The sequence below is a fragment of the Echinicola pacifica DSM 19836 genome (assembly GCF_000373245.1).
Lineage (GTDB): Bacteria > Bacteroidota > Bacteroidia > Cytophagales > Cyclobacteriaceae > Echinicola > Echinicola pacifica.
The window spans coordinates 1,018,317-1,036,496 of record NZ_KB890739.1; the positions used below are offsets into that span (position 1 = coordinate 1,018,317).

Here is an 18,180-nt window from a genome sequence, read left to right on the forward strand (position 1 = left end):
GGAGATTTCCGGAAGACAGCCACCCAAAACATAACCCAAAATATACGCAATGAAATTGCTGAAGATACTATTTACCCTTTCCCTAAGCTGCGGCATATTCTTCTCAGGACATGCACAGTATCAGGATATTAATTTTGAGCATCTCACCACCGAGGAGGGCTTGTCTCAAAACGACGTAAATGCTATTGCCCAGGACAAGAATGGCTTTATGTGGTTTGGCACACATGATGGGCTAAACAAATATGATGGCTATAATTTTCAGGTCTTCCAGTCGGATCCCAATGACAGTACTTCGATCAGTAGTAATCTTATTTTTGCGCTAGCGGAAGATCCGAGAGGGTATCTATGGGTCGGTACCACGGGCAACGGCATCAGCTTATTGGACATTAGCAAGGAGAAATTTAAGCGTTTCTATCATAAGCCCGGGGGGCTCAATACCATTAATAATAACTATATCACTCAAATACTGGTGTCCAGTGCTTCAGAAGTATGGGTAGGTTCCCAAAATGGGCTAAACCTCATCTATTCTGAGGACATGAAGAACTTCAGCATAGAGTCGTTTTTGTCGGTGGAAGAGGGCAATCTGACGGTGCAGTCCATCTATGAAGATCGCCAAAACACGATCTGGATTGGTACCTCACAGGGCCTCTATTATATGGATCGCAAGGAAGGCCGGTACACGGCCATGCCGGTGAAGAAATTTGAAGGATTGCTGGTCCGATCAATAAGCGAAAATTCTAAAGGCCAGCTATTAGTCAATGCTACCAATAGGATTTTTATCAAAGAGGGCATCGACTTTGTCCCTACCGTATCGGGCAATTACCTTTCCCTTACTTCAGATGGAAAGGGAAGAATCTGGGCTGGGTCTAGCTCGGGGATCAATCTCCTCTCGGAGCAAGAAAAAGCACCATTCTTCAAATTGGAAAATGAATTTACCGTACATGTGGAGGACCATGGAAGCATCAACAAAAACAATGTGAGATGCATCTATCGAGGGACTTCGGGGATCATGTGGATCGGCACCAATGGGGGCGGGGTCAATAAGGTGAATTTGGAGAAAAAGGGCTTCCGCGTGTACCGCAAGAATGTAAAGGAAGGGAGCATCAGCTATGACAAAATCCGGGCGATCTTTGAGGATTCTAAGAATGTCCTATGGATAGGCACCGAGGGTGGAGGCTTAAATGTGGACTGGAATAATGCGGTGGGCGATCGCTACGAGTCATTTACCCATTATAAAAACACCATTAACAGCATCTTCAGCATTGCGGAGACGGTGCTGGAGGATAAGCGAATAATTTGGATCGGCTCAGAAGATCAGAGCTTGTCCAGTGTGATTTTTGATAAAGCTGGCAATAGCACTGTGGACCTGGATTTTGGTCAGCGGCATAATATAAAAGGGGCGGTATTTGCGATCTGTAGTGACCGAAATAATACCATCTGGGTGGGCACCTATCACCAAGGCTTATATCGGCTTATCCCCAAAGGTAATGGGGATTATGAGGTGAGGAATTTCACCGAAAAAGATGGGCTTTCCCTTCATATGATCCGAAGTTTATTGCAGGATAAACAAGGAAATCTATGGGTGGGAACGGGCAAGGGGTTGAATAAAATCAGCTATGAGGAGCTCTATAAGCCCAATCCGACTATCGAGGTATTTAAGAATATCCCTGGAGATGACAATTCCCTCGCTTATGATTATATCCTTGACTTGTATGAAACCCGTGAGGGGCAGATATGGGTGGGCACCTTTGGTGGTGGCCTCAATAGGCTGATCGTGGATGGCAATGGTAAGTATTCTTTTAAGTCATTCAAAGAGGCGGACGGTCTTTCCAATAATGTCGTCAAAGGCATCCTGGAGGATAATGATGGGTATATTTGGGTGTCCACCAATAAGGGGCTGAATAAATTTGACCCCTATGGTGGGGAGTTCAAGACCTATGATGTCACGGACGGGCTTCAGAGCAATGAGTTCAGTGAGCTGGCCGCTTTCAAGCGCCATGATGGGGAGATGCTCTTTGGGGGTGTCAACGGCTTCAATGCCTTCTACCCGGAGAAGATCAGGGACAACCCTTTTAGACCAAAAGTCGCCATTACCGATTTTCAGATTTTCAATAAATCTGTCCCTTTGAATGTGCCATTTAATGGTCGGGTGATCCTAGACAAAGCTGTATATGAAAGCGATGAGATCCATCTGAAGTACTGGGAAAATAATTTCACCTTTGAATTTGCCGCCTTACACTATGCCGCGCCTAGCAAAAACCGGTACCGCTATAAGTTGGAGGGCTTTGACCATACGTGGACAGAAACCAGCGCTGAGCGGCGATTTGCCTCTTATACTAATATCGGGCATGGCGCCTATAAGCTGATGGTGCAGGCCGCCAATAATGATGGACTGTGGAACGAGCAGGAGGTGGCCAGCATTAAGGTGATTGTCGCTCCACCATTTTGGCTGACTTGGTGGGCCTATATTATTTACGCCCTCATGTTCAGCGGATTGCTTTATGGCGTGAGGAAATATACCTTGATAGGAATCCACAAAAAGCACCAACTGGAGGTGGAGCACCTTACCATGGAAAAAACGGAGGAACTCCATCAGATGAAGCTTCGTTTTTTTACTAATATAAGCCATGAGTTCAGAACTCCACTCACGCTGATCCTCGGGCCACTGGAGCAGCTGCTGAAGTATAGCGGTGAATACAGTGCCACCGAAAGGAGCCGAATGTATGTCCTCATGCAGAAAAATGCCCGGCTATTGCTCAAATTGATCAATCAGCTGATGGACTTCAGGAAGATCGATCAGGGTAAAATGAAGCTATACCTTATAGAAGAAAATATCAGCAAATTTGTGGAGGACCTAGCGGAGCCTTTCCAGCTGATCGCCTCCAGCAAGGACATTTCCTTTGAGGTGGAGGTGCCGGATCAGGAGATCATCGGCCTGCTGGATCGGGATAAGGTCGAAAAAATCCTCTATAATTTATTGTCCAATGCTTTTAAATTTACCCCGAAGGGGGGGACAGTCACGCTAAAAATAGAGCGAAACCGAAACAGCAAGCTGGCAGGCGGGGATACAGTGGTCATAGCAGTACAGGATACCGGTGTGGGGATCCCCGAAGATCGTGTGGGGAAGGTTTTTGAGCGTTTTTTTCAGGCCAATGAGAAGGGATCTTCCTCCATGGGTACTGGTATTGGTCTGTCTTATACCAAATCGCTGGTGGAGATGCACCAAGGGGCCATTACCTTTGTGAGCAAGCACAAGCAAGGAACGACCTTTTGGGTAGAGCTTCCACTGAGCAAAAAGGCCTATAAAGACTTCGAATTGGCGATTTTGGATGGACAGACGGGATTCGATTTGCTGCCTGAGCGCTGGGTGGACGTGGACCTGGAGACCGATTATCTAGAAGAAATCCCTGGGAAAGAATCCGAAAACACCAAAAAACAACCTCTCAAGGTGCTGGTGGTGGATGATAACGCTGAGATTAGAAGTTTTATCCAATCTGCCTTTCATAATCATTTCACCATTCTGGAAGCCATCAATGGAGAGCAGGGGCTGGCCGTCACCGAAAAGGAAAACCCTGATCTTATCATCACCGATGTCATGATGCCGGTCATGGATGGGGTGGAATTTTGTGAGAAACTAAAAAATAACATTAAAACCAGTCATATTCCTGTCATCATGCTGACGGCCAAAAACTCTGAAGATAGTGAGTTGGAAGGCTTGCAGCATGGAGCAGATTTTTACCTGACCAAGCCCTTTGAAATAGAGAAGCTTCTGCTGTCGGTCAATAACCTGCTGAAAGGCCGGGAGGCGCTGAGGAAGAGATTTACCAATGAAATCCTGCTTCAGCCTTCAGAAATCACCGTCAACTCCACCGATAATTCATTCCTGGGACAGGCTATGGAAGTCGTGGAGGCCAATATGGATAATCCGGAATTTACGGTGGAGGAGTTTGTAAAGGAAATGGGTATGAGCAGATCCAAATTGCACCTGAAGATGAAATCCCTTACCGATCAGTCTGCCAGTGAATTTATCCGTACGGTGCGGCTGAAAAGAGCGGTGCAGCTTATGGAGCAAAGTGATATTTCTGTCAAGGAAATCATGTACCAGACAGGCTTTAATACCGCCTCTTATTTCTCCAAATGTTTCAAAAAGCAATTCGGCGTTTCACCTACCGAATACCTAAACACTAGAAATATCAAGGAAAAGTCCGCATGATTGTCTTCGTGAGTAATAGTTTTGGGAATGGGCTCGATAAAAAGGCTTATGCCGGCGTTCTAAAGCATTTGTGGTACAATCCAAAACATCTGTCTTATAGCCTATATTAGGGATATTTTACCTTTGGTTTACAGAATTAGTATTCATTCGATAGACCAAAATGAAAAAAATAACCTTGAATAAATGGGCAGCGAGCACCGCTGGTCTTTTAAATAAGTCAACGTCGGCCTTCTTACTTTTGGCCCTGAGCACAGGCTTCAGCTATGGACAGACGGAGAAATATACGGCGGATTGGGAATCGCTCGAAACCTATGAAATCCCCGAATGGTTTCAGGATGCCAAGTTTGGGATTTATGCTCACTGGGGTCCGGTTTCCTCAGCTTTTGAGGGATCTGACCCGGGCAAGTTTTACCGCGGTTGGCATGGGATGATGATGTATGAAGACGGTGATATCGTCTCTCTCAACGGATCTGGAAAGCCAACGAATAATTTCCTGCACCATCAGGAGAAATATGGTGATCCTGCCGAATTTGGCTATAAATATATCATTGAGCAGTTTGACCCTAGTGGATTTGATGCGGCAGTATGGGCGGAGCTTTTTGAGAAATCAGGAGCAAAGTTTGCCGGACCGGTAGCCATGCACCATGACAATTTTGCGATGTGGGATAGCAAGGCCACCCGCTGGAATTCCATGAACTATGGAGGGATAGACCCTTCCGCTGCGCTTAAGGAGGAAATCGAAAAGCGGGGAATGAAGTTTATGGGCTCCTTCCACCATGCATTTACCTGGAAGTATTTTGCCCCGGCACATGCCCATGGCGGTATTGACCCGGAGGATTACGACCTCTATACCAATCCCCACGCGATAGATGATGATCATCCGGATAAGGATTTTTATGTCGCCTGGTGGGCCAAGCTGAAAGAATATATCGATACCTATCAGCCCGACCTTATTTGGTTTGACTGGTGGCTGGAGAATATGGATGAAAAAACCCGGCTGGAATTTTTAGCTTATTATTATAATAAAGCCGCCGAATGGGACAAAGAAGTGGTGGTCGCCTATAAGGAAAGTACTTTTACCACCAGCACTGCCGTGAAAGATTACGAGCGTGGCAGGCCAAACCAGCCCAAAAACCCTACCTGGCTGACCGATACCTCCCCAGGTGCTTGGTTTTATCGGCCGGAGGCCCAATTCAAATCTCCAAACGAGCTGATCGATATCCTGGTGGATATTGTCGCAAAAAATGGCATTATGCTTCTCAATGTGCCCCCAAACCCTGATGGAGCCATTCCCGCAGATATGGTAAACCTCCTGACTCATATGGGCAGCTGGCTGGAGGTGAACGGCGAGGCTATCTACGGAACCCGCCCTTGGACCGTATTCGGAGAGGGCCCCACAAGACTGCCTGAAGGTGGACATAAAATCGAGAAATTAGCAATCAACTATACCGAGAAGGATATTCGCTATGTCAGGAAATCCGATCGACTATTCTATGCTATCGTCATGGATACTCCAAAAGGAGAGCTAATCCTCAAGACCCTCAGCACGGATATAGGTGCCCTAAACTCCAAAATTCTTAATATATCGCTACTCGGAAGCGAGGAAACCCTCAGCTGGACGAGAGATGCCCGCGGCCTCGTAATAGAAAAACCAGACCATTTTCCAACCGACTATGCCCATTGCTTTAAGATCACCTTGGAGGGATATGCGGAAAATGATATCGGTGGAGCGGTGGAAGCTCATATGGATTAATGGTGAAGAAATTATTCTAAAATAGCGCTTTACTTTCTTGAAAATACCTAAGGAGCAATGGGGCTGGGATTATCCTTTTTCTGCGGCAATGAGTCAATAGGAAATGGCTGATCCCGGACCTCTCCATTAGGATGAACTGAACATTACCCAAAATAATACCCATGAAAATCCGCTCTAAACTTATCCTATTATCGGCCCTACTTTTGGGCCATCTCCCCATAAGCAGGGCGCAAAATAGCACGCGGCCCAACTTTATCTTCGTGCTCACCGATGACCAGCCTTATGGGTATATGGGCTGCACAGGCAATACGCTGATTAAGACTCCGCACCTCGATCGCCTGGCAAATGAAGGCGTGCTTTTTACCAATGCCCACGTGACCAGCGCCATCTGCACGCCCAGTCGAGCCAGCATCCTGCTCAGTCAGTTTGAGCGTAAGCATGGGGTAAACTTCAATTCGGGTACCAGCATGGCGGAAGAAGCCTGGCAGGACAGCTACCCGATGATTTTCAGATCAGAGGGGTATTTTACTGGATGGATAGGGAAAAACCACGTTCCCGTAGGGGAAGGTGGCTACTCCAGCGGACTGATGGATTCCTCCTTTGATTTTTGGTATGCGGGCCATGGACACCTGGGATTTTATCCCAAAGACAGACATGAGATTTTTCAAAATGCTGGCGCAGATACCCAGATTGAAATTATTGATGAAGGCGTGGATTACTTCCTCACCAATGGCCAAAAAGTGGATGGCGCTATGCAGTTTCTGAAAGGCCGACCGACTGATAAGCCATTTATGCTTTCGGTATGCTTTAATCTGCCCCATAGCGCAGGCACCAGCAGTATGAAGATGAGGGAGACGGATGATGATTTGTACAAAAGCAGTTATCGGGATCAGGAAATCCCTCTGCCGGACCATTATATCGCCAGGAAGGATATCCAGGAACCTAAGCTACCGGCAGGCCTTCTCCGTGCATCGGATCGCCAGGCTGGATATGACTATGTGGACAATCCGGAAGATGAAAAGGAAACTTATATCCGACAGCTGCAGGCCGTCACCGGCATTGATCGCTTTGTGGGACACCTGCGGGAGAAGCTGGAGCAGGAGGGTTTGGCGGACAATACCATTATCGTATTCACCTCCGATCACGGTTTATTTATGGGCCAATATGGCCTGGGAGGTAAGGCATTATGCTATGAAGTGACCACCCATGTGCCCATGATCTGGTATGATCCTGCACTTTCAGCCGATCAGGCGGGGCAAGCCTCTGAGGCTTTGGTGCAGACGATTGACCTAGCTCCGACCATGCTCGAAAGAGCCGGGATCGAGGTGCCGGCAAGCTATCAGGGAAAGTCGCTTAAGCCTTTGCTCCAGGGAGCCTCTTCCACCAGAGAATATTTATTTACAGAAAATCTTTGGTCCACCCAGTTTGGGAATCCTCGCTGCGAGTCGGTACAGGACCAGGAATGGAAATATATACGGTATTATGAAAACTCCACTCTTCCCGCCTCTGCCAAAATAGAGGCCGCTAAGGCCTTTGGGCTTCCTGTAAACTCCCTGCTATACACTGTGCATGACCATGATATGGTCCAATATCGGTATTTCGCGGAATCTTATTTGAGATATGAGCAGCCCGTATATGAGGAGCTATTCCACCTTGCTGAAGACCCCCAGGAAACCAGTAATCTGGTGGACGATCCCCAAGCCAAAGCCGTGCTGGAGCGCCTAAGGAAGGAATGGGAGCTGCAAATCCGACAGGCAGCTGGTACAGAGAAACCCAAAGTACTGAGATATACCTATGAAGGGGAAATAGAACAAGGCAGGAATATCAGTTCAAAATAATGATACCTAGTAGTAACAGACCATACTCCAAGTGATGAATAAGCAATTTACCCAATTATTGACCTTTCTAGCGCTGACGCTCAGCCTAAATGCTCATGCACAGCAGCCCAATGTTTTGATTATCGTCTCTGATGATCAGGGTTGGGGAGATGTAGGATTTAATGGCAGCACGGATATTCCCACTCCCAATCTGGATGCCCTAGCAGCGGATGGAGTGGTGTTTTCTCAGGGCTATGCCTCTCATCCCTATTGCAGCCCCAGTCGGGCGGGCTTACTTTCCGGGAGATACCAGCAGCGGTTTGGTCACGAAAACAATATTCCCTATGACAGGGTCACCGAGGACGACGGCTTGCCACTTAGCGAGCTGCTGCTATCCGAGCATCTGGTCAGTCAGGGCTACCATACAGCGGCAATAGGAAAATGGCACCTGGGGGATCATGAGAAATTTTGGCCCATCAACAGAGGCTTTGAGGAATGGTTTGGATTTTATGGTGGAGGCATGAGCTACTGGGGAGATACCGGAAATAAATCAGCCGATCATGGCGTCCTGAGGAATGGAGAGATAGTTCCTTTGGGAGAACTTAGCTATTTGACCGATGACTTCACCACGGCGGCGATAGAGTATATTGATGATTTTGCGCAGGAGGAAGAGCCATTTTTTATGTATCTGGCCTATAATGCTCCCCATGCGCCGATACAGGCCCCGCAAAAATACCTGGATCAGGTCAGCCATATTGAAGATGGCGAAAGAGCTGCCTATGCCGCTATGGTAGTGGGCATGGATGACGGCATAGGAAGAGTCATCCAAAAACTGAAAGATACCGGCGAATATGCCAACACCTTGATTTTCTTCTATAGTGATAATGGCGCGCATATCCATGGAGCCAGCAGCGCACCCTTTCGCGGTCATAAGGGGATGATGTTTGAAGGGGGCATACGCGTTCCCTTCCTCTTTACCTGGCCTGAGGGAATAGCTGGTAATCAGGTATATGATCATCCAATATCAGCCCTGGATATATTCCCAACGGTCATCGAGGCGGCAGGGATCAAGTCTCCAGATAAAAAATTGGATGGGGTAAATATCCTTCCCTATATGAGGGGCATAGCAGAAAAACCGCATCGTGTATTGTATTGGAGGTATTCGGATGGCGCCGGCTATGCCGTGAGGGATGGAAATTACAAAATGGTTTACTCTGGATATAAGGAGGAATACTTCCTTTTCGATATGGAAGAAGATCCCTTTGAGCATACCGACCTCAAAACCTTGTTTCCAGAAAAACTCCATAGCCTGCAGCAACTCTATAGCGCCTGGAACGAGAATACTGTTCCTGCAAAATGGTATGATCCTCATGCCGAAAATGTATTGAAGGAGGAGGCTGAGCGCCAAAATTATATTAACAAAGCCAAAGGAGGGGAGCGCAAAAAATGAAAATGATTTTTTTACTTTTCCTCTTTTTAAGCCAGAGCCTCAGTTTTGCCGGGGATTTTAATGTGATGGATTTTGGGGCTAAGGCCGATGGACAGACCCTGGACACCAAAGCCGTCCAGGCAGCGATAGACCAGTGCCATGCGTCTGGCGGTGGACGGGTGCTTATTCCGGCCGGCAAGACCGTGATGGTGGGTACTCTGTTTATGAAAAGCCATATCACCCTATACTTGGAGCGTGGATCCACACTGCTAGGCAGCCCGGCTATCGGGGATTATAGCCTCGAAACGCATAAGAATAGGTATAAAAATGAACCTCATATGGATCGCTGTTTGATCTATGCGGAGGATGCGGAAGATTTTGGGATAGAAGGACCGGGGACGGTGGACGGAAATGGTCATCCCAGGCATTTCAATAAGGAAACAGGCCGCCCCATGCTGATCCGCTTTCTGAATTGCCGGCAAATAAACCTCAAAGAGGTCAAGCTTATCAATCCTGCGGCCTGGGTTTCTGCCTGGATAAACTGCAAGGATATAGTGGTGGATGGGATATCCATTCACAGTCGCGTCAACCACAATGGAGACGGCCTGGACTTCGATGGCTGCACCGATGTACGGGTGGCCAATTCCACCTTTGACACCAGTGATGATTCCATCTGCCTGCAGGCCTCAGATCCGGACATCCCCTGCACCAATATCACAGTGACCAATTGCACCTTTACCTCCAAATGGGCGGGAATGCGCATAGGCTTACTTTCTCGGGGGAACTTCGAATCTGTGACCGTGAGCAATTGCACCTTCCGTGATATTCAGGATGCCGGTCTCAAGATTCAGATGAATGAGGGTGGGACCATGAAGAATATGGTTTTTAGCAATCTGGTGATGAAAAATGTCCCAAGACCAGTATTTATGACTTTTGCGCAGCAAAAAGCCGCTGTAGATGCCCCCGAGGAGATGTATCCTATGGAGCAGATGAAGGGCTTCTTGTTTGACCAGATCATTGTGGATAATGAAGGCCTGGATAAGAATACTGCTTTTTTTGTGACCGGACTTCCCGGCCATCCCATCCGTGACCTGAGCTTCACTAATATATACTTCGTCCATCCCGGTGGAGGCACTGCCCTTGATGCCCAAAAAGCCAACCTTCCAGAATACACCCTGGATGTGCTGAAAGGCTGGTGGCCGGAGTTTTACCTGGTGGGCACCTTGCCGGCCTCTGCATTTTACTTTCGCCATGTGGAAGGACTTTCCATGGACCATATTAATATCCAGATCAAAAACAAGGAGACTCGTTCCGCAGTGGTTTTGGAAGACGTAAAACATGCAGATGTGACTGGCATAAAACAAAATTATATCCCTGTAGAATTGGGGAAAGGCATAGAAATCCGATAATTATGAATGCTAAGATATTATTATTGATCTACTTCCTCATCCTTCCACAAGGCCTCTGGGCCGCTGCGGAGGTGTCTGTATTAGAGTATGGAGCCAAGGGTGATGGGAAGACCTTAAACACGATACCCATCCAAAAAGCGATTGATGACCTAGCTCAGCAGGGCGGAGGAAAAGTGATCATTCCCGCAGGGGAATACGTTTCTGGCACCCTGTTATTGAGGGACAATATCCACTTATTCCTGGCCGAAGGCGCCCAGCTGCTCGGAAGCCCTGACCCAAGAGACTACCAAAGTATAGATGCCTTCGTGGATGCCACGGGACAGCTTCGAGGCAAATGCCTCATTGGTGCCAAAGGCGTCAAAAATATAGCCATCACTGGTCAGGGTACTATTGATGGAAGAGGCGAAAATTTCCTTGCTGATCAGCTCAAACCCTGGCTGCAAGACGCAGGCCTTAGCGATAAGGAAGTGCAGGATCTGATGGGAGATAGGCCTTTCTTATTGCGCTTTGTGGAGAGTAAAAATATCCTGCTGCAAGGGATTAATATGAGGCAGCCGGCAGCTTGGACCTGTCATTTTTTCCAGTCTTCCCATATACGGGTGGAGGGAGTCTCCATCTATAGCCATGCGCATAGGAATAACGATGGCATTGACCTGGACTCCAGCCATCATGTGAGGATCGAAAATAGTAATATAGACACAGGCGACGATGCCATCTGTGTAAAATCCACCAGCCCCGAAGCCACTCACCATGTCAAAGTCCGCAACTGCCGACTCAAAAGCGATTGGGGAGCCATTAAGTTTGGTACGGAGTCCATGGGGGATTTTCACCATATATCCGTAAAAAACTGCAGCATCCATGATACCAAGGGTGGAGGCATAAAAATCCTATCGGTGGATGGTGCAAATATCCATCATATAAGCATCAAGAAGGTCCAAATGGAAAATACGGAAATGCCCATTTTTATCCGGTTGGGAGAGCGCCAAAGGACCTATAGGGATGCACCGGCACAGCCGGTCGGAACCATCCGCAAGCTGCTGATCAAGCAAGTGGAGGCCAGCCTGCGCCCCATTGATTCGCTGCGCGTAAGTCCGCCGACCGCCATCTTTATCACCGGCACTGAAGACCATAATATCGATGCGGTAAAACTAAAAAAGATCACCGTTCGCCTGCCGGGTGGTGGTAAATACCATCAGCGTGAGATAGATATTCCGCGTATGCCCGAGCGGTACCCCGAATTTTCCTTTTTCGGAGTACTGCCTGCCTATGGCCTCGTGGCGAGGAATGTCGATAAGCTGGTGGCGAAGGGAATAGAATTTATCCTGGAAGATCAGGATTTCCGGGAGGCCATCTGGCTACAGGAGGTCGATAAAAGCACGATTAATCAAAAGAACCATGATTAGGAAAACGATTCTACTAAGCGGCTTATTTTTGCAGCTTTTCTCAGGAATTGGCCAGGTACAGGGCCGGCAGAAGGCTGATCCTAAGCCCAATGTGCTGATCATCTATACTGATGACCACCGCTATTCCGGCGTTGCAGCGCTGGGAGGTATGCAGGTCCGCACCCCCAATATGGATCGGCTGATCGAGGATGGGCTGGCTTTTGACAATGCCTTCCTGATGGGCGCATTTACCGGAGCCACCTGCGTGGCCAGCCGGGCGATGCTGCTTACTGGCAGGAATGTATTTGACCTCAATGGCCAGGGACATACCATTCCTGAGGACCATCCCACCATTGGGGAGGTATTTGGTCAGGCGGGTTACCAAACCTATATCATTGGCAAATGGCATCAGGATAATGCCTCTTTGGCGAGGTCTTTTCACGGTGGAGCGGCCCTGATGAGCCGAGGGATTTACTGGGAGGATCATTTTCGGATGCCACTTTGGGACTGGGATCCGCAGGGGAATTATCCTGCGGATAAAGGTTACCTGATCAGAAGAGACCATGAAGGAAGATGGCAGCGGTCTTCCCTGGAGGGCATGGCACATAGAGGCCCCATTTCCACCGAGGATTTTGGTCCACATACCTCTGAGATTTTTGCCTATGAGGCCAAAAAATTTCTGGATGAATACCAAAAGGAAGACCCCTTCCTAATGTATTTGGCATTCCATGCCCCCCATGACCCACGCCAGGCGCCACGTGACTTTCTGAATGCCTATCCACCAGAGCTTATAGACCTTCCGCCATCCTATATGCCTTCGCATGGTTTTGACAATGGACATATGTTCCTCAGGGATGAGGAGCTTGCCCCCTGGCCAAGGACTAGGGAGCGTATGCAGCAGGAATTGGCGAGTTATTACGCCATTATCAGCCACCTGGATGCTCAGATCGGCAAGGTGGTTAATGCCCTCAAGGCGAATGGTCAATATGAAAATACCCTGATAGTGCTCGTGGGAGATAGCGGCCTGGCTGTGGGAAACCATGGGCTGCTGGGCAAGCAAAATATTTATGACGAAGATGGCATCCATGTGCCATTGGTATTTTCCGGTGGAGCGATCAAGCAAAAGGGCGAAAGAAGAGAGGCCTACGCTTATATCCATGATATTTTTCCCACTATTGCGGAGCTTGCCGGCCTAAGTATCCCTGGCTCAACCGATGGAAAGAGTCTCGCCAAGGTTATCCTTGGAGAGCAGGAGTCGGTGCGGGATTATACCTATCATGCCTACCGGCAATTTCAACGCGCCTACCGAAAAGGAGATATGAAACTTATCGAGTATGTGCGAGCTGGAGATAGCAACAAGCAGCTCGGAGAATATGAAGCTGGCTCACGAGTGACACAGCTATTTGACCTTAGCAAGGACCCTTGGGAGATCAAAAACCTGGCAATATTTCCTGAATATTTCGAAACCGTGAAGACCATGAGGAAAGAAATGAAGGAAAAAGCGGTCTTGCTCAAGGATAATAAAGCTCAGCTCGATGCAGCCTATGACTTTTGGGATTACTTCGAATGATATTCCCGCAGGAAAGAAAATACTTTAGATAATGAAAAGAATTGAAGAGAAAATATGAACACTATTATTAGATATAAAACCCTACTATTACTGCTTTTAAGTAGCTGCCTAAGTATAATGGCCCTGGGTCAAACGCTACCGGAAGGCTTTCCCAGCACGGATCGCAAAAAAGATAACCTCAACCAAGGATGGAAATTCCACCTTGGCGATCCTGATGCCAGTTTTTATGAGCAGGACTTTGACGATGCTTCATGGACGGCTGTCAGCCTTCCTCATACCCTTGAGCTGACCTCATTGGCCTTGGATGGATTGCAGGATGAAAAGACCCAGCTGAAGTTTCATAGAAATGTCGGATGGTACCGTAGGAGCCTCTCTGTGCCCAGCGGCAATCAAAAGGTGTTTTTGGAATTTGAAGGTGCCCATCAGGTGACGGATTTGTGGGTGAATGGCAAGAAGGTGGGACGAAATCAAATTGGGGGTTATACTCCTTTTGACTTTGACATCACCGATTACGTCAACAAGGGGGAGGATAATCAGATCACTCTTTTGGTGGACAACCGACGAAGTGAGGTGGTGCCGCCAGATCCCGGCCCATTTGATTATGTGAAATTCAGTGGCCTATACCGCGATGTATACCTGGTGCAGACCCACCCCGTGCATATTGGCTTCAACTGGGAGTCTATCAGTTCGGGGGTGACCATCACCACCCCAACGGTGGATCCTATTAATAAAAATGCGACTATTAATATCAAGACCAGTGTAAAGAACGAGCAGGAAAATACTGCCGATGTGGAGCTGCTCACCCGAATTATAGATGATAAGGGCCTGGTGGTCCTCCGCCTGACGCAGACCCAAAGGATCGAAGCGAAGCAGGAGTTTCAATTTAACCAGATTGGGAGTTTGGAGGACCAGGTGCACTTATGGTCGGTGGAGGATCCTTACCTGTACCGCGTTCATTCCACGGTAATAGTGGATGGCAAAGCCGTAGATTTCACAGAGAATAACCTTGGTCTTCGAAAGTTTGAGTTGGATCCAGTGAGAGGCTTTCTGCTGAATGGCAAGCCGATAAAGCTTCTGGGCTTCAATCGCCACCAGCAGTACCCCTATATTGGCGATGCGGTTCCCAATTCGCTGCATTATAAGGACATGCTCCAGTTTAAGGAGTTTGGGTTTAATATTATGCGGACGGCACATTACCCTCAGGATGACGCTATTTTGGAGGCTTGTGATCGGCTAGGGATATTGGTATATGAGGAGGCGCCTTCTTGGATAGATATGAGTACCGATCCCCAATGGTGGCAAAACTTCGAGCAGGCCGCGCGAACCATGGTGCGTAATCACCGAAATCACCCTTCGGTGGTGATCTGGGGTGGCGGCATCAATCACCGTGGCTATGTGCCGCGGGTACACAATACCGTAAAACAAGAGGATCCTACGAGGCTTACCGCTTCGCAAGGGGCACGCTGGACGGGATGGCAGACTTCCGGTCTCACAGATATAAATGCCAATATGCTCTACGGACCATTCATCTGGGATCGCTCAGAACCTATGTTTGCGATGGAAGGCCGCGAAGGCCCGGAGGCAGTGGCCCCTTTTATGGCTGATTCGCTGATGACGGGCCTGATCGCCTGGACCGCTCACGCTTATTATACCTTTCACCCTACACATGATAAGGCCAGCGATCCGATAGACCGCACCCGAAGTGGCGCCATGACCATATTCCGGTATCCACGGCCAGAGACGCAGTGGTATAAGGCCGAACTGGGGAAAGAACCATTTGTGTATATCCCTCAGGATTGGGTGCCTGGCAGGGATAGCATCACCGTATTTAGTAATGCAGCAGAGGTAAGGCTGCTCCTGAATGGAAAAGAAATAGGAAGGGAAAAACCTTCCCGAGACAGCGTTTATTATGGATTGAAGCATGCTCCATTCTTATTTGACCAGCTGAAGTATGAGGCAGGGGTCTTGGAGGCCAAAGCGATTTTCTCCTCCGGAGAGACCTTGACCTTCACCAGAAGAACACCTGAGAAACCAGAGAGAATCGTGCTCGAGCTAGATACGGCCGGTAGAGATTTTACCGCAGATGGATCGGATATTCTCATGGCCTATGCCAAGGTGCTGGACAAAAACGGCACGGTGGTCCGCGGATATGAAGGCAAGGTGACCTTTAGCACCCAAGGAGAGGCTACGGTCATTGGAGACGAAAAAGACATCAATGCCAACCCTATGTTTACCGAGTATGGCGTGGCCCCAGCCCTGATCAGAGCGGGGCTCCAGCCGGGGACAGTGACGGTCACGGCCAGTGCCAAAGGACTGAAATCCTCCTCTGTGCAGGTGCAAACCGTTCCTTTTCAGTCGGATAGAGTGAAAGCAGAGGCCCAGCCTATCTATGACTTCCTCAATACCCGGGTGGACCTTGGAGCGAAAGATCAATTGGTACAATTCGGATGGGAGCACTGGGAAGGTGATGAGGATCAGGAAGCTCTCTATGAGCTGCCCGGCAGACCGGGTGCCAGCCTCAAGGTCAATACCCTTGGGGAAGATGGGATCATCCGCTGGCTAGGAGAAATGAATGTGATCGGCAAATATGGATTTGTCTATGGAGATGGATTGTTAGCGATAGATGATCAGGGTTTGGAACTTACCTTTACGGGGCTGCCTGCGGGGACTTATAAGTTGAGCACCTGGAATCACGCTCCACAGAGCAACTCTGATGAGATGGACCCCAATAAGGAAAAACTTAAAAGCATACGGATTCTTGACATCCCCTATGAGGCTAAGCTAGAGCTCAGCTCCAATCTGTCCACAGCGGAAGTGGTGGTCAGCCATGGTAAAAATATGCAATTTGACTCTCCTGGGACGGCTAGCATTCTATTTAGTGTAGAAGAAGGCAAGTCAGCGGTGATCAGGATATCCGGCTCTCAGGGTAAGGGGATTTGGCTGAATGGATTTGAGTTGAGTGACTGGTTTGAGGCGGAGCATTAAGAGTGCATAAGGCTTTTCCTAAGCTAGACAATAGAAAGATATTGGCTGATCATTCGGCTATAACTACCGAAAGGGGAATTTATATAAGTTAAAAGAAAGGACTAATTTAAAATATATATTATGGAAGCACGGAGGAGAATATATACTTCTGTTTTGGTGGGGATGATGCTGCTGATGCTGGGCTGCAAGTCCTCGCAGCAGGAGGAGAAGAAATACCTTCCCAATTGGGAGTCGCTACAGCGTCATCCGGTACCGGATTGGTTTTTGGATGCCAAGTTTGGGATTTATTTTCACTGGGGTCCTTATTCGGTGCCAGCGCATAGGACTGAGTGGTACAGTCATCATATGTACACTGAGGGTCATCCGATCCGTCAGTATCATGAGCAGACGTTTGGTGCGGTGGATGAGTTTGGCTATAAGGATTTCATCCCATTATTTACTGCGGAGCATTTCGATGCCGAGGCTTGGGCGGAGCTTTTCCGCAAGTCTGGGGCTAAGTTTGCTGGCCCCGTGGCAGAGCATGCAGATGGCTTTGCGATGTGGGATAGCAAGTTGACGCACTGGGATGCGGTGGAGATGGGCCCAAAACAGGATATCGTTGCAGCGATGGAGAAGGCCATTAGGGCTGAGGGAATGAAATTTATCGTCACCTATCACCGCCATTGGCTGTACAGCTGGTTTCCCACCTGGGATCTTAAGACAGATGCTTCTGATGAGGAATATGCTGGTCTGTATGGTCCAGTCGTTCCCCAGGGCACTTTTGTCATGGCCAATACCCCCACGAACCCCCTTCCTGATGATGACTTTAATCAGGAATGGCTGGACCGATTGGATGAGCTGATGGAAAAGTATCAGCCTGACATGATCTGGTTTGACAATAAAATGGACATCATCGGCGAGGAGTATCGGCAGCAGTTTTTGGCCAACTATTATAATAGCGCTCTAAAGTGGGGCAGGGAAGTGGTATGTACCTATAAGGGGGAGGATATGGCTGTGGGAAGTGCTGTGCTGGATCTAGAGCGCTCCCGCATGAGTGAGAAGAAAGATTTCCCCTGGCTCACCGATGATTCCATAGACTGGGAGGCCTGGTCCTATATCTCCAATCCTCGCTATAAATCGGCCAATAGAATCGTGGATTTCTTGGTGGATGTGGTGAGCAAAAACGGTGCACTGCTACTCAATATCCCCCCGACGCCAGATGGGAGAATCCCTGAAGCCGTGCAGAGTAGGTTGCTGGAATTGGGGCGATGGCTGGAGCTAAACGGGGAGGCGATCTATGGCACCCGGCCATGGAAGGTTTATGGTGAGGGCTCCCAAGAGATCACCGAAGGCCATCTGACAGAACATAAGAATCCACCTGCCACCGCCAATGATATTCGCTTTACCACCAAAGATGGGAATCTCTATATCACCGTCCTTGGCTGGCCTGGGCAGCAGCTGAAGGTGAGTAGCCTTGGCAAAAATGCTGGTCTGCTCGACAAGGAAATCGAAAGCATCAAGCTGCTGGGCTCTCCTGCGGAGCTCAGCTGGAAATTAACTTCTGAGGCCCTAGAGATCAACCTTCCTTCGGAGAAGCAGGGCGACTATGCCCATAGTTTTAAAGTAAACCTGAAATAAATCAA

General features: G+C 48.5%; 9 protein-coding genes. All 9 read left to right on the forward strand.

The genetic code is table 11. The features are described from left to right. Positions 1 to 49 precede the first annotated feature (49 nt). Complete coding sequence (locus B050_RS0108600) at positions 50 to 4,213, forward strand: two-component regulator propeller domain-containing protein (protein WP_018473507.1); 4,164 nt, start codon at positions 50 to 52, stop codon at positions 4,211 to 4,213. 160 nt (positions 4,214 to 4,373) lie between these two features. After that, positions 4,374 to 5,966: an alpha-L-fucosidase gene (locus tag B050_RS0108605; protein WP_018473508.1), complete on the forward strand. Its 1,593-nt coding sequence runs from the start codon at positions 4,374 to 4,376 to the stop codon at positions 5,964 to 5,966. Positions 5,967 to 6,127: 161 nt separating this feature from the next. After that, positions 6,128 to 7,804 carry a sulfatase-like hydrolase/transferase gene (locus B050_RS0108610; RefSeq protein WP_018473509.1) on the forward strand — a complete coding sequence of 559 codons (1,677 nt, stop codon included), beginning with the start codon at positions 6,128 to 6,130 and terminating at the stop codon, positions 7,802 to 7,804. A gap of 34 nt (positions 7,805 to 7,838) precedes the next feature. Further along, on the forward strand, positions 7,839 to 9,233 hold the full coding sequence (locus tag B050_RS0108615; protein WP_018473510.1) for a sulfatase family protein: 1,395 nt from the start codon (positions 7,839 to 7,841) through the stop codon (positions 9,231 to 9,233). Further along, positions 9,230 to 10,621: a glycoside hydrolase family 28 protein gene (locus B050_RS0108620; RefSeq protein ID WP_018473511.1), complete on the forward strand. Its 1,392-nt coding sequence runs from the start codon at positions 9,230 to 9,232 to the stop codon at positions 10,619 to 10,621. The genes B050_RS0108615 and B050_RS0108620 overlap by 4 nt, the downstream gene beginning before the upstream one ends. A 2-nt stretch (positions 10,622 to 10,623) precedes the next feature. Beyond that, entirely contained in the window at positions 10,624 to 12,024 is a 1,401-nt protein-coding gene (locus B050_RS0108625; RefSeq protein WP_018473512.1) for a glycoside hydrolase family 28 protein, read from the forward strand. Beyond that, entirely contained in the window at positions 12,017 to 13,573 is a 1,557-nt protein-coding gene (locus B050_RS0108630; RefSeq protein WP_018473513.1) for a sulfatase-like hydrolase/transferase, read from the forward strand. Before B050_RS0108625 ends, B050_RS0108630 begins: the two co-directional genes overlap by 8 nt. Positions 13,574 to 13,627: 54 nt before the next feature. Then, positions 13,628 to 16,558, forward strand: a complete 2,931-nt coding sequence (locus tag B050_RS22175) for a glycoside hydrolase family 2 protein (RefSeq protein ID WP_205744972.1) — start codon at positions 13,628 to 13,630, stop codon at positions 16,556 to 16,558. A 120-nt stretch (positions 16,559 to 16,678) separates the two neighbouring features. Further along, a complete protein-coding gene (locus tag B050_RS0108640; protein ID WP_026235746.1) occupies positions 16,679 to 18,175 on the forward strand; it encodes an alpha-L-fucosidase in 1,497 nt (498 codons plus the stop codon). The last annotated feature ends 5 nt before the right edge of the window (positions 18,176 to 18,180 follow it).